12 protein-coding genes, 1 tRNA gene and 2 pseudogenes are annotated in these 12,950 nt (G+C 53.5%); 6 read left to right on the top strand and 9 right to left on the bottom strand.

Features of this window, described 5'->3' with window-relative positions; all coding sequences use genetic code 11:
* Positions 1-13 precede the first annotated feature (13 nt).
* Positions 14-781, top strand: a complete 768-nt coding sequence (locus NAZ64_RS06490; protein WP_000213686.1) for a siderophore-interacting protein — start codon at positions 14-16, stop codon at positions 779-781.
* A 78-nt stretch (positions 782-859) separates the two neighbouring features.
* Here the strand turns inward: NAZ64_RS06490 and NAZ64_RS06485 are convergent.
* Positions 860-935: transfer RNA gene (locus NAZ64_RS06485), tRNA-Ile, on the bottom strand.
* A gap of 125 nt (positions 936-1,060) precedes the next feature.
* Here NAZ64_RS06485 and mug point away from each other — a divergent pair.
* Positions 1,061-1,567, top strand: a complete 507-nt coding sequence (gene mug, locus NAZ64_RS06480) for a G/U mismatch-specific DNA glycosylase (RefSeq protein ID WP_000237776.1) — start codon at positions 1,061-1,063, stop codon at positions 1,565-1,567.
* 123 nt (positions 1,568-1,690) lie between these two features.
* Here the strand turns inward: mug and rpoD are convergent, their stop codons facing one another.
* From rpoD to rpsU, 3 genes are all read right to left on the bottom strand, one after another.
* Positions 1,691-3,673, bottom strand: a complete 1,983-nt coding sequence (rpoD, locus tag NAZ64_RS06475; RefSeq protein ID WP_001120159.1) for an RNA polymerase sigma factor RpoD — start codon at positions 3,671-3,673, stop codon at positions 1,691-1,693.
* A gap of 14 nt (positions 3,674-3,687) precedes the next feature.
* The gene (gene dnaG, locus NAZ64_RS06470) at positions 3,688-5,433 is read right to left on the bottom strand and encodes a DNA primase (protein WP_000918862.1); all 1,746 of its coding nucleotides are present in this window, start codon (positions 5,431-5,433) and stop codon (positions 3,688-3,690) included.
* 235 nt (positions 5,434-5,668) lie between these two features.
* Entirely contained in the window at positions 5,669-5,884 is a 216-nt protein-coding gene (rpsU, locus tag NAZ64_RS06465; RefSeq protein ID WP_001144069.1) for a 30S ribosomal protein S21, read from the bottom strand.
* Between the two features lie 227 nt (positions 5,885-6,111).
* Between rpsU and tsaD the strand changes: the two genes are divergently transcribed.
* Positions 6,112-7,125: a tRNA (adenosine(37)-N6)-threonylcarbamoyltransferase complex transferase subunit TsaD gene (tsaD, locus tag NAZ64_RS06460; RefSeq protein ID WP_001264389.1), complete on the top strand. Its 1,014-nt coding sequence runs from the start codon at positions 6,112-6,114 to the stop codon at positions 7,123-7,125.
* A gap of 122 nt (positions 7,126-7,247) precedes the next feature.
* Here the strand turns inward: tsaD and NAZ64_RS06455 are convergent.
* Positions 7,248-7,310, bottom strand: a pseudogene (locus tag NAZ64_RS06455) (hypothetical protein); the annotation flags it as partial.
* Positions 7,311-7,347: 37 nt separating this feature from the next.
* Positions 7,348-7,965 (bottom strand): glycerol-3-phosphate 1-O-acyltransferase PlsY, encoded by a 618-nt coding sequence (gene plsY / locus NAZ64_RS06450; RefSeq protein ID WP_001272785.1) that lies wholly within the window; start codon positions 7,963-7,965, stop codon positions 7,348-7,350.
* A gap of 106 nt (positions 7,966-8,071) precedes the next feature.
* Here plsY and folB point away from each other — a divergent pair, with 106 nt between their 5' ends.
* Both folB and bacA read left to right on the top strand, forming a co-directional pair.
* Positions 8,072-8,431 carry a bifunctional dihydroneopterin aldolase/7,8-dihydroneopterin epimerase gene (folB, locus tag NAZ64_RS06445; RefSeq protein ID WP_000355776.1) on the top strand — a complete coding sequence of 120 codons (360 nt, stop codon included), beginning with the start codon at positions 8,072-8,074 and terminating at the stop codon, positions 8,429-8,431.
* A 97-nt stretch (positions 8,432-8,528) separates the two neighbouring features.
* Positions 8,529-9,350 (top strand): undecaprenyl-diphosphate phosphatase, encoded by an 822-nt coding sequence (gene bacA, locus NAZ64_RS06440; protein ID WP_001281933.1) that lies wholly within the window; start codon positions 8,529-8,531, stop codon positions 9,348-9,350.
* Here bacA and NAZ64_RS06435 read toward each other — a convergent pair.
* The 3 genes and pseudogenes from NAZ64_RS06435 to NAZ64_RS06425 form a co-directional block, all read right to left on the bottom strand.
* A pseudogene (locus tag NAZ64_RS06435) lies at positions 9,349-9,433 on the bottom strand (hypothetical protein); the annotation flags it as partial. The gene bacA and the pseudogene NAZ64_RS06435 overlap by 2 nt on opposite strands.
* Positions 9,434-9,453: 20 nt before the next feature.
* A complete protein-coding gene (locus NAZ64_RS06430; RefSeq protein ID WP_262953280.1) occupies positions 9,454-10,695 on the bottom strand; it encodes a multifunctional CCA addition/repair protein in 1,242 nt (413 codons plus the stop codon).
* A 62-nt stretch (positions 10,696-10,757) separates the two neighbouring features.
* Positions 10,758-11,372 (bottom strand): TIGR04211 family SH3 domain-containing protein, encoded by a 615-nt coding sequence (locus tag NAZ64_RS06425; RefSeq protein ID WP_001125344.1) that lies wholly within the window; start codon positions 11,370-11,372, stop codon positions 10,758-10,760.
* A 241-nt stretch (positions 11,373-11,613) separates the two neighbouring features.
* Between NAZ64_RS06425 and NAZ64_RS06420 the strand changes: the two genes are divergently transcribed.
* Complete coding sequence (locus NAZ64_RS06420) at positions 11,614-12,915, top strand: CYTH domain-containing protein (protein WP_220569618.1); 1,302 nt, start codon at positions 11,614-11,616, stop codon at positions 12,913-12,915.
* The last annotated feature ends 35 nt before the right edge of the window (positions 12,916-12,950 follow it).

Here is a 12,950-nt window from a genome sequence, read left to right as displayed (position 1 = left end):
ACGAAGGCAAAAAATGACGACATCATCCGCACGCTATCCACAGCGTGTTCGTAATGAACTGCGTTTTCGCGAGCTGACCGTTCTGCGGGTAGAACGTATTAGCGCAGGATTTCAGCGGATCGTACTTGGCGGCGAGGCGCTGGACGGTTTCACCTCCCTGGGCTTTGACGATCACACGAAAGTTTTTTTCCCTGAGCCAGGCTGTCGCTTTACGCCCCCGACAGTCACTGAGGAAGGCATTATCTGGGGGGAGGGCGTTCGTCCGGTCTCCAGGGATTACACGCCGCTGTATGACGAGGCGCGTCGCGAGCTGGCGCTGGATTTCTTTATCCACGATGGTGGCGTAGCCAGCCGTTGGGCAATGGAAGCCCGTGAAGGCGATACACTGACGATTGGCGGGCCGCGCGGTTCGCTGGTGGTGCCGGAAGATTATGCTTGTCAGGTTTATGTCTGCGATGAGTCCGGTATGCCTGCGCTACGTCGTCGTCTGGAATCGCTTAGCCGTCTGCCTGCGCGCCCTGCGGTAACCGCGCTGGTGAGCATTCAGGATGCCGCATATCGCGATTATCTCGCCCATTTGACGGACATTACTGTGGAATATGTTGTTGGCGGCGATGAACAGGCAATGCAAACGCGCCTGTCGCAGCTGACAATACCAGAATCAGACTATTTCATCTGGATTACTGGCGAAGGCAAAACGGTAAAACGTTTAAGTCAGTGCTTTGAAAAGGGGTTTGATCCACACCTGGTACGTGCGGCAGCTTATTGGCATCGTAAATAGCGGTATGGGGCGACCCTGTCAGAAACAAAAAAGCCACTCTTTAGAGTGGCTTAATTATATGATTTTAAAGCTAAAATTTGGTGGCCCCTGCTGGACTTGAACCAGCGACCAAGCGATTATGAGTCGCCTGCTCTAACCACTGAGCTAAGGGGCCGTGGCGGTGGATTATAATGTAACTTTACGCTGTAATCCAGCCGTAACCGTGCGGGTGCTGTTTTTATAAACAATGTGTTTTCAACCCGTTATACTTAAAGTACGTTGTATTGCTCAGGAGTAATAATGGTTAAGGACATACTGGCGCCAGGGCTACGGGTGGTTTTTTGCGGCATCAATCCGGGACTCTCCTCGGCGAATACCGGCTTTCCGTTTGCGCATCCCGCGAATCGTTTTTGGAAAGTTATTCATTTGGCCGGTTTCACCGATCGACAGTTGAAACCGGAAGAGGCGGAAAAATTACTGGATTTTCGCTGCGGGGTAACAAAACTCGTCGATCGACCGACGGTACAAGCGACTGAGGTGAAGTTGCATGAATTACGTAGCGGCGGACGCAACCTGATTGAAAAAATAGAGGACTACCAGCCCGCAGCGCTGGCGGTGCTTGGTAAACAGGCTTTTGAACAGGGATTCAGCCAGCGTGGTATCGCCTGGGGTAAACAAAAGATCGCCATTGGCGCGACGATGGTGTGGGTGTTGCCGAATCCCAGCGGCTTAAACCGAATTAAAACGGAAAAACTGGTCGAGGCCTATCGCGAACTGGACCAAGCGCTCATTATGCGTGGGCTATAGCAATGGGGAATGAGGGCGCGAATACTCGCGCTGTGTAGAGATTCTGTAGGCCAAATAGGGCGCTTGCGCATGGCCTGATAAGAAAACGCCGCCTTGCGGCGGCGTTTATACGTGTGCGGCGAATTAATCGTCGAGGAAGCTGCGCAGCACTTCAGAACGGCTCGGGTGGCGCAGTTTACGCAGCGCCTTCGCTTCGATCTGACGGATACGTTCGCGGGTAACGTCGAACTGTTTACCCACTTCTTCCAGCGTGTGGTCGGTGTTCATATCGATACCGAAACGCATACGCAGCACTTTCGCTTCACGGGCGGTCAGGCCAGCCAGCACGTCGTGCGTGGCGGCACGCAGGCTCTCGGTGGTGGCAGAGTCCAGCGGCAGCTCGAGGGTAGTATCCTCGATGAAATCACCCAGATGCGAATCTTCATCGTCGCCGATCGGCGTTTCCATGGAGATAGGCTCTTTGGCAATCTTCAGCACCTTACGAATTTTATCTTCCGGCATCAGCATCCGTTCAGCCAGCTCTTCCGGCGTTGGCTCGCGGCCCATCTCTTGCAGCATCTGGCGGGAGATACGGTTGAGCTTGTTGATGGTCTCAATCATATGCACCGGAATACGGATGGTGCGCGCCTGATCGGCGATAGAGCGGGTGATCGCCTGACGAATCCACCAGGTAGCGTAGGTGGAGAACTTGTAGCCGCGACGGTATTCAAATTTATCTACCGCTTTCATCAGACCGATGTTGCCTTCCTGAATCAGGTCAAGGAACTGCAAGCCACGGTTGGTGTATTTCTTAGCGATAGAAATAACCAGACGCAAGTTCGCTTCAACCATCTCTTTCTTCGCACGGCGGGCTTTCGCTTCCCCGATGGACATGCGACGGTTGATGTCTTTCACCTGTTCGATGGTCAGACCGGTCTCTTCTTCAATCTGCCGCAGTTTTTGCAGGCAGCGTTGCACTTCTTCCGCGACATCGTGCAGTTTTTCCGACCACGGTTTGTTCATCGCGATAGCGGCGTTGAACCAGGTTTCGCTGGTTTCGTTACCGGTAAACAGCGTGATAAAGTTCTTCTTCGGCATTTTGCACTGCTCGACGCAGAGCTTCATGATCAGACGTTCCTGGGTACGCACGCGATCCATCATCACGCGCATACTGTTGACCAGATAGTCGAATTGCTTCGGTACCAGACGGAACTGTTTGAACACTTCAGACAGCTTCAGAATCTCTTCCTGCGCGGCAGCATGGCTGCGGCCTTTCGCTTTGATGGTGTCGCGCGTAACGACGTATTGCGCGCGCAGCTCAGCGAATTTTTCGCGTGCCAGTTCAGGGTCAATGCTGTTGTCGTCATCGGCGGCGTCATCGTCGCCGTCTTCTTCATCTTCGTCTTCGTCATCATCCAGGTCTTCCTGGGAGAGTTCAGAACCGACGTGAGTTGCGGTCGGCGCCATCTCTTCTTCCGCGTTCGGATCGACAAAGCCGGTGATAAGATCGGACAAACGAGCCTCTTCAGCCTCAACGCGATCGTACTGTTCCAGCAGATAGGTAATGGCTTCCGGGTATTCGGCAACGGAGCATTGAACCTGGTTGATCCCGTCTTCGATACGTTTAGCGATGTCGATTTCGCCTTCCCGGGTCAACAGTTCAACAGTGCCCATTTCACGCATATACATGCGTACCGGGTCAGTCGTACGACCGATTTCAGACTCAACACTGGACAGAACTTGTGCAGCAGCTTCTTCCGCATCTTCATCGGTGCTGGTGGTATTTTCAGCCAGCAGCAGATCATCGGCATCAGGCGCTTCTTCCATTACCTGAATACCCATGTCGTTGATCATTTGGATGATATCTTCAATTTGATCTGAATCGACGATATCTTCCGGCAGATGGTCATTGACCTCAGCATAGGTCAGATAGCCTTGCTCCTTACCACGGGTGACAAGAAGTTTCAGCTGTGACTGCGGGTTTTGCTCCATAAGACGGTATCCACACTTATTCGTTTGATTGGTGTCGACGGTATAGCTGTCGACATTTAAAGCGAGGGCATACTTATATTTTGGCCGCTGCCTCTCACTGCGGCTGTCGGGGGCTTCCCGATCGATATGCGGCATTTAAGCCGTTAAATTCATTTTCTGGCCAGCTCCTGGTTTAACGTCCAGAGCTCTCGGCGTTCTTCGCTGCTTAAACCGTGAGTGCGATCGCGAGCGATCAGCTCTTCTTGTCGCAGTTGCAGCAGCGAATCAAACATATGGTTGAGTGAGTCGGTAAAGGTCTTTTCGGCAATCGCCTTATCTGCTATATCGTCCCACATCGATAATTTTTCAAGGGTCGCAGCATCATTTGTGCCACGGTAGAGTTCCAGAAGTTGTCCGGTAGTAAGACCTGGCTGAGCCAAACAAGTTTTGACCAATTCTTTAAATAAGCCAAGTCCAGGCAGCTTATTCTCATCCAGCGCGTCTAAGGGCGGCACTAACGGCGCGAGATCCGGATTTTGCACCAGTAATCCTATCAGTATACGCATGGTCGTGCGTTTTAGCTGTGGAGCCGGGCGGGAAACGCCGCTTTCCGCCTGTTTTGGCACTAAACGATCAAGCTGACTATCATCGAAAATGCCTAACTTCAGCCCCAACGTCTGGCGCAGCTGAATACGGTGCGCGTCGCCAGGCACCTGATTAATGAGCGGCAGCGCCAGCGCGGCTAACTGCGTGCTGCCATCCGGCGAGCTTAAATCCACCTGCGGCAGGAGGCTATTAAACAGAAACGTAGAGAGCGGCTGCGCCTGCTCCATCCGCGCTTCAAAAGCCGCCTTGCCTTCTTTACGCACCAGCGTATCCGGGTCTTCGCCGTCAGGTAAAAACATAAAGCGTACCTGCCGACCGTCGGTCATATAAGGCATTGCTGTTTCCAGCGCTCTCCAGGCGGCATCACGGCCAGCCCGGTCGCCGTCGTAACAGCAAATTACGTTGTTCGTCGCCCGGAATAACATATGCATATGGTCTGCCGTGGTTGAGGTACCCAGCGAAGCAACCGCATAGTTAATGTCGTATTGCGCTAGTGCGACGACATCCATATAACCTTCGACCACAAGCAAGCGTTGCGGTTCAGCACTATATTGCTGAGCCTCATAAAGACCATATAGCTGGCGGCCTTTATGGAAAATGTCCGTTTCCGGAGAGTTAAGGTATTTCGGCGTGTCGTTCCCCAGAACTCGACCGCCAAAACCAATCACCCTGCCGCGTTTGTCCCGAATAGGGAACATGACCCGATTACGGAAACGATCGTAAGTGCTGCCCTGCTCGTTATTGACCAGCATTCCGGCATCCAGCAACAATGCCTTGTTATCGCTGTTATTACCGAAGCGCTTTAACGCGTTATCCCAACCAGGCGGCGCGAAGCCAATGGCGAAACGCTGAATAATTTCAGCGCTCAGACCGCGCTTTTGCAGATAGTCACGCGCAGGTTTTGCCGCAGGATGGGTAAGCGACTGCTGATAAAAGTCATTCAGACCATTCATCAACTGATAGAGGTTTTGCCGTTGATGGCGCTCTATCTGGCTAAGCCCGGTGCCTGCTTCATAGGGAATTTCCAGGTTATGCATGGCCGCTAATTCTTCGACGGTTTCGACAAATTCGAGCTTGTCGTAATTCATCAAAAAGTCGATCGCATTGCCATGCGCGCCGCATCCAAAGCAGTGATAAAACTGTTTTTCACCGTTTACGGTGAAAGAAGGGGTTTTCTCATTATGGAATGGACAACACGCGTGATAGTTCTTGCCCTGTTTCTTGAGTTTTACGCGCACGTCGATCAGATCGACGATATCGGTTCTCGCCAGCAGGTCATTAATGAATACGCGTGGGATTCGTCCAGCCATATGCCCCTTTTATACACGTCATTCTTCAGGCTGCCGTAGTGTTGGCTTCGTTCGCTCACCCCTGTCGCTGACTTGCGTAAGCGCCGGGGACTTGCTCTCTTGCCGCCTGGACGCAGCATGAATGATTTTGTGTATATGCTAATGCATAAACGAAAACAAGCCGCGCATTCCTTTCGGAAGCACGGCCTTACAACTACAACTCGATCTGAATTGAGAGCAGCCCGCTCTCAAAAGATTAGTACAGACGAGTACGGCGTGCGTTTTCGCGAGCCAGTTTCTTCGCGTGACGTTTCACTGCAGAAGCTTTAGCGCGCTTACGTTCGGTCGTCGGTTTTTCATAGAACTCACGACGACGAACTTCCGCCAGAACACCTGCTTTTTCGCAGGAACGCTTGAAGCGACGCAGAGCTACGTCGAACGGCTCGTTTTCACGTACTTTAATTACCGGCATGTGCCTCTCACCTTTGATTAATTCGGTTTGCCGCTGGCATCAACGCCAGCTTATTTCAAAATGGTGCGGAATTTTACTGCAATTGCTGCTGCTTTGTAAAGCACCGCGGCCTTTTTTGAACGGGACTTTTATAAGGTGAGGGAGTATACACGAAGTCGGGACTGAGGGTATACATCCACCCGCATTCGACCTACACTGCGCGGTATTAGAGCGAGGTAAAACAAGTCATGCGTGTACTGGGTATTGAAACATCCTGCGATGAAACCGGCATCGCTATTTACGACGACAAAAAGGGTCTGTTAGCCAACCAATTGTATAGTCAGGTGAAATTACATGCTGACTACGGCGGCGTAGTGCCTGAACTGGCTTCCCGCGATCATGTGCGTAAAACCGTGCCGCTGATTCAGGCGGCATTAAAAGAAGCCGGTCTGACGGCGAGCGATATCGACGCGGTGGCCTATACCGCAGGCCCGGGCCTGGTCGGCGCGCTGCTGGTCGGCGCAACCGTCGGGCGTTCGCTGGCATTTGCCTGGAATGTGCCGGCCATTCCTGTACACCATATGGAAGGTCATCTGCTGGCGCCGATGCTGGAAGATAACCCTCCGGATTTCCCGTTTGTGGCGCTACTGGTCTCCGGCGGACATACGCAGCTCATTAGCGTGACCGGAATCGGTCAGTACGAACTGCTGGGAGAGTCGATTGACGATGCCGCCGGTGAAGCGTTTGATAAAACCGCCAAATTGTTGGGGCTGGATTATCCTGGCGGCCCGATGCTGTCGAAAATGGCGTCGCAGGGGACGGCGGGACGTTTTGTCTTTCCGCGCCCGATGACCGATCGTCCGGGGCTGGATTTTAGTTTTTCCGGTCTGAAAACCTTTGCCGCTAACACCATTCGTAGTAATGGCGACGACGAACAAACTCGCGCTGATATCGCGCGCGCTTTTGAAGATGCGGTCGTGGATACGCTGATGATCAAGTGCAAGCGCGCGCTGGAAAGCACCGGTTTTAAGCGTCTGGTCATGGCGGGGGGCGTCAGCGCTAACCGCACGCTGCGCGCGAAGCTTGCCGAAATGATGCAAAAACGCCGCGGCGAAGTGTTCTATGCGCGTCCGGAGTTTTGTACTGACAACGGGGCGATGATCGCCTATGCCGGAATGGTGCGGTTTAAGGCGGGCGTTACGGCGGATCTTGGCGTAACGGTACGTCCGCGCTGGCCGCTGGCCGAGCTGCCGGCGGCGTAAAAGCGGAAAAAGGGGGCGACATCATGCCGCCCCAACGGGTTTACAGTAAAACGACGGGCATCCACAACAGCCCGGTGACGATCAGCAGCACCAGGAAGATCAGGCCGAAAATCGCGCCTAACCACGCCAATGGTGGAAGGGTGACGCGCGGCGGATTCGATATGTACGCCTATCACCGAGCTATTTATCCGGCGATGCGCAGGCACGGCATAGCGTAAAAAACTACTCCGAATCTTTCTGGCGTTTCTTTTTCAGCTTCGTCCAGATTTTCGTCTCCTGGCGACGCCACAGACGCTGGATGTTGTCATGATGGCGCAGCAAAATGAGACATGACAGCATCGACACCGGGAAGGTGAACTGCGGTTTAAACCACCAGACGTAAAACGGCGCAATCAAGGCGCTGACAATCGCCCCTAACGATGAATAACCGCTTAACAGGACCGTCAGCAGCCAGGTGCCTGCCATGACGCCGGTTAAATCCCAGCCGATGGGCGCAATGGCGCCAAACGCGGTTGCTACGCCTTTCCCACCTTTAAAGCCAAAAAAGACCGGCCAGATATGCCCCAGACAGGCGGCGATAGCGATAAGCCCCAGCCAGAAAGGGGTAACGCCTAACGCATACGCGCCCCAGACGGGCAACATGCCTTTAAGGATGTCAAAAATAAGTACCGCGACAGCCGCTCCCTTGCCACCGATTCGTAATACGTTCGTCGCGCCCGGGTTGCCGGAGCCGCTTTCACGCGGATCGGGCAGCCCGGCGATGCGGCAAACCAGAATGGCACTGGAAATTGAGCCGCAGAGGTACGCGAAGAGGATCATTCCAGGCGCGATTGCACTCATAAGCTGTTCCGTATTGAAAGTGTCGTTTTATTTACTATTTCTGTGGATAATACGCACATTTCGCCGGAAGTGGTATCCGGGTTAGCCAAAAAGCAGGCAGGTCGTGATGGATATTGTATTTATAGAGCAACTTTCGGTAATCACCACTATCGGTGTTTACGACTGGGAACAGACTATCGAGCAAAAACTGGTGTTCGATATCGAAATGGCATGGGATAACCGCAAGTCGGCGAAAAGCGATGATGTCGCAGATTGTCTAAGTTACGCGGATATCGCCGACACGGTGATAAATCATGTTGAAGGCGGGCGTTTTGCTCTGGTCGAGCGTGTGGCGGAAGAGGTGGCGGATCTACTGCTTAGCCGATTCAATTCTCCGTGGGTTCGCATCAAACTGAGCAAGCCTGGCGCCGTCGCGCGCGCGGCGAACGTAGGGGTAATTATTGAGCGTGGCAATAATCTGAAATAAAAATAAATAATTTTATATTTTTTAAACCAAACGGTTATATATGGGGTCTTAACGCGAGATCCATTTTTGCAGTGTTTTTCATTTTAGGGGTTTATTGATGAGCGATATGCACTCGCTGCTGATAGCGGCAATTTTGGGTGTGGTCGAAGGATTGACGGAGTTTTTGCCGGTATCCAGCACGGGCCATATGATTATTGTGGGTCATCTGCTGGGGTTTGAAGGCGATACGGCCAAGACATTCGAAGTGGTGATTCAACTTGGATCTATTCTGGCGGTCGTGGTGATGTTCTGGCGGCGGTTGTTTGGTCTCATCGGTATTCACTTTGGCCGCCCGCTACAGCGTGAAGGTGAAAGTAAAGGTCGATTAACGTTGATTCACATCCTGCTGGGCATGATTCCGGCGGTGGTGCTGGGGTTAGTCTTTCATGACACGATCAAGTCGCTATTTAACCCGATTAACGTGATGTACGCGCTGGTGGTAGGCGGTCTGTTGCTGATTGCCGCCGAGTGCCTGAAGCCGAAAGAACCGCGCGCGCCGGGGCTGGATGATATGACGTATCGTCAGGCGTTTATGATTGGCTGTTTCCAGTGTCTGGCGCTGTGGCCGGGCTTCTCGCGTTCCGGAGCGACCATTTCCGGTGGGATGCTGATGGGCGTCAGCCGTTACGCCGCCTCTGAGTTCTCGTTCTTACTGGCTGTGCCGATGATGATGGGCGCAACGGTTCTGGATCTCTACAAAAGTTGGTCATTCCTGACCGCAGCGGATATTCCGATGTTCGCAGTGGGCTTTGTGACGGCGTTTGTGGTGGCGCTGATCGCCATCAAGACCTTCCTGCAACTGATTAAGCGTATCTCGTTTATTCCGTTTGCGATTTACCGCTTTGTGGTGGCGGCTGCCGTTTACGTTGTCTTCTTCTGATGATTGACCTGCCGGATGGCGGCGTACCGCCTTGTCCGGCCTAACTGTTTTGTCGGTCTGATAAGCGCAGCGCCATCAGGCAATTTATCGTGCCGGATGGCGTTTAGCTGGCGGGGTTCGGGCAGCGCTTCTCTTTCCAGTTGGCGACCGCTGCAATTCGTCGCTTTGTCAGCTCCTCGCGAATCTCAATGCCCTTAAATCCGGCCTCCACCACCTCTTTCGTCGGTACCGCCTGCGCCACCTGCCAGGCTTCGCGCAGCCAGCGCCCCTGCGGGTAATCCGACGCTTCAAATCCGGTACGTCCACGGACATCGGCCTCGCTGGTCAGCGCAATCTGCTCGACGCGCTGCGGTTTACGCCATGCATCAATGGCGTCAAACAGCTTAACGATCGTTTTCGGCTGGAGTATCGGAAAGGTGTGGATCAGATCGTGGTATTCGGCGACCAGTTTAGCTAAATCACGCAGGTCATTGGGGACGCGTAAACGCTGGCATAACTGTTCGACCAGTTTCACGCCCGCCGGGCCGTGACCATGATGGCGCGGCCAGAGGTTTTTCGGCGTTAAGCCTTTGCCCAGATCATGACAAAGCGTGGCGAAACGGACATCAAGCTGCGGACTGAGCATGGCGGCCATCGACAGCGTCATCAGCGTATGAACTCCGGTATCAATTTCCGGATGCCACTTTGCCGGCGCGGGTACGCCAAACAGGGCGTCGATTTCCGGAAACAGGACGCGCAGGGCGCCGCAGTCGCGCAATACCTGGAAGTAAACCTGCGGATTGCGGGTGGTAAGCGCATTTTCCGTCTCTTTCCATACCCGTTCCGGCGTCAGCTGTTCCAGCTCGCCTGCCGCGGTCATGTCGCGCATTAGCGCCAGTGTTTCATCGGCGATACGGAAACTCAGATGAGCGTAACGGGCGGCAAAACGCGCCACGCGCAATACGCGCAAGGGATCTTCGCCAAACGCGGGAGAGACATGGCGCAGTAGACGCGCCTCTAGATCCCGGCGCCCGTGGTAAGGGTCGATAATCTGGCCGTCATCGTCGCGCGCCAGAGCATTAATGGTCAGATCGCGACGCTGGAGATCGGCTTCCAGGGTAACGTCCGGCGCGGCATAGCAGGTGAAGCCCGTGTAGCCGGAGCCGGATTTACGCTCAGTACGCGCCAGCGCGTATTCTTCGTGAGTTTGCGGATGGAGAAACACAGGAAAATCACGGCCTACCTGCTGGTAGCCCGCATCAAGCATCTCCTGCGGCGTGGCGCCGACAACGACCCAATCTTTATCTTTAACCGGTAGCCCTAACAACGCATCCCGAACCGCACCACCGACCAGATAAATCTTCACGCCACTTTCCTTTTAAAAACGAGCATCCTCTAATGATAAGACAGTGCCGCAGAGAAGGCGATTTAGTTCATCCAGCGGTCTTTGCGTTTACGGCTTGGGATCATATGCGGCAGCACCAGCCCTAACAGCAAGCCAATACCCAATACGCCGCCGCCATACATAAACCACTGCATAATAATGGTGCGCTGTTTGTCATCCAGCTGCAGATTCGCGGCGCTAACTTTTTTCTGCGCGACAATCAGCTCGTTTTTCAGCTTCTGGTTCTCTTCTTTTAGCCCGTTGATGACGCTGTCGCTTTGCGCCACTTTCTGCTGCATATCGGCGGTGCGCTGATTCCACGTGGTATCAATATTGTTGAGTTTATCGGTCAACGTTTTGACCTGATTTTCCAGATCCGGCACGCGGGTACGCAGGCTTGGTGTGGTATTCAGTTCTTTTAACGGTATCCAGGCAGTACGACCAGAACTGTCTTTAATTTGACCATAGTTGGCATCGCTCTGTAAGAGCGTGACTTCCTCGCCGGCGTTGACGGTACCCACAAGGCGATAATTATCTCCCGGACCGCTGCGGACCCAGGTATTCAGTTCATCAGAAACGTAACGCGTCTCTTCAGCATGAGAGACGGCGGTGGCGCTAAGCGCAAGTAAAGTTAGTCCAATCAGGCGTAATTTTGGCATCAGGCTGTCGTTATTGTCAGAGAAAGTGGAACGATAGTAACGGCATCAGTGTCGCTACGCAAAGTAGTCGACATCAATCGGAATCATCTGTGTCGCCTTTGCCGCTACGTCAAACTTTTACGCCCGTCAAATTGCTCGTTGCATGGCAATTTGGCGCAAAATACTATCTACTGACAAAAATAATGCGGGTAAGTTCGCCAAGAATCTTCCCAGATGTGACATAACCCATAAGTACAAGGCCATGGCTCAGGAAATCGAATTAAAGTTTATCGTCAATCACGACGCCGTAGATGCGCTGCGAAATCATCTTCATACGCTCGGCGGCGAGCATCATGCGCCCAGCCAGTTGCTGAATATCTACTTCGAAACGCCTGATAACTGGCTACGCCGCCATGATATGGGGCTGCGTATTCGTGGTGAAAATGGGCGCTATGAAATGACCATGAAAATTGCCGGCCGGGTAACGGGCGGGCTGCACCAGCGACCCGAATACAATGTCGCGCTAAGCGAACCCGTGCTGGATCTGACGCAACTTCCGGCGGAGGTCTGGCCGGATGGCAACCTGCCCGCTGGCCTGGCATCAAGCGTACAGCCGCTGTTCAGTACCGATTTTTACCGGGAAAAATGGTGTCTGGACGTTGACGGCAGCAGGATTGAAATTGCGCTCGATCTCGGCGACGTAAAAGCGGGCGAGTTTGCCGAACCGATTTGTGAGCTGGAGCTTGAGTTGCTTCGCGGCGATACGCGCGCCGTGTTAAAACTGGCGAAGCAACTGCTGTCGCAAACTGGTTTGCGTCAGGGCAGTCTGAGTAAGGCGGCGCGAGGTTATCACCTGGCGCAGGGGAATGCGCCGCGAGAGAATACACCAACGGCAATTCTGCGGACTGCCGCGAAAGCCACGGTAGAGCAAGGGCTGGAGGCCTCGCTGGATCTGGCGTTGTCACAGTGGCAGTACCATGAAGAGCTCTGGCTGCGCGGCGACGAGTCGGCGAAAGAACACGTGCTGGATGCTATGGGATTAGTGCGCCATGCCTTAATGCTTTTTGGTGGCATTGTTCCACGTAAAGCGAGCGCTCACTTACGTGATCTACTTACCCAGGCGGAAGCGACGATGACATCCGCGGTGTCCGCCGTCACAGCCGTTTATAGTACGCAAACGGCGATGGCGAAACTGGTATTGACGGAATGGCTGGTGACGAAAGCCTGGCAGCCATTTCTGGACGCGAAGGCGCAGGCCAAAATGGCCGATTCTTTTAAGCGTTTCGCCGACATTCATCTTTCTCGTCATGCTGCTGAATTAAAAAAAGTTTTTGGACAACCGCTGGGTGATAAGTATCGCGACCAGTTGCCGCGTTTGACTCGCGATATCGACAGCGTTTTACTGCTGGCCGGGTATTATGATGCGATGGTCGCGCAGGCATGGCTGGAAAACTGGCAGGGATTGCGTCACGCCATTATTACCGGACAACGTATTGAAATTGAACATTTCCGTAATGAGGCCATTAACCAGCAGCCGTTCTGGTTGCACAGCGGAAAACGATAATCAGAACCGTAGAAAGCGCCTGATGACGCTGCGCT

Source organism: Salmonella sp. A1325, assembly GCF_056991255.1.
Note: the sequence above shows the minus strand (reverse complement) of the source record. Positions and strands in the feature narration are given on the sequence as shown.

Excerpts from the sequence above, each read along its gene's own strand:
- NAZ64_RS06420 (WP_220569618.1), top strand. The coding sequence starts at position 11,614 with ATGGCTCAGGAAATCGAATTAAAGTTTATCGTCAATCACGACGCCGTA.
- NAZ64_RS06490 (WP_000213686.1), top strand. The coding sequence starts at position 14 with ATGACGACATCATCCGCACGCTATCCACAGCGTGTTCGTAATGAACTG.
- mug (WP_000237776.1), top strand. The coding sequence starts at position 1,061 with ATGGTTAAGGACATACTGGCGCCAGGGCTACGGGTGGTTTTTTGCGGC.
- rpsU (WP_001144069.1), bottom strand. The coding sequence starts at position 5,884 with ATGCCGGTAATTAAAGTACGTGAAAACGAGCCGTTCGACGTAGCTCTG.
- plsY (WP_001272785.1), bottom strand. The coding sequence starts at position 7,965 with ATGAGTGCAATCGCGCCTGGAATGATCCTCTTCGCGTACCTCTGCGGC.
- tsaD (WP_001264389.1), top strand. The coding sequence starts at position 6,112 with ATGCGTGTACTGGGTATTGAAACATCCTGCGATGAAACCGGCATCGCT.
- NAZ64_RS06425 (WP_001125344.1), bottom strand. The coding sequence starts at position 11,372 with ATGCCAAAATTACGCCTGATTGGACTAACTTTACTTGCGCTTAGCGCC.
- dnaG (WP_000918862.1), bottom strand. The coding sequence starts at position 5,433 with ATGGCTGGACGAATCCCACGCGTATTCATTAATGACCTGCTGGCGAGA.
- bacA (WP_001281933.1), top strand. The coding sequence starts at position 8,529 with ATGAGCGATATGCACTCGCTGCTGATAGCGGCAATTTTGGGTGTGGTC.
- rpoD (WP_001120159.1), bottom strand. The coding sequence starts at position 3,673 with ATGCCGCATATCGATCGGGAAGCCCCCGACAGCCGCAGTGAGAGGCAG.
- folB (WP_000355776.1), top strand. The coding sequence starts at position 8,072 with ATGGATATTGTATTTATAGAGCAACTTTCGGTAATCACCACTATCGGT.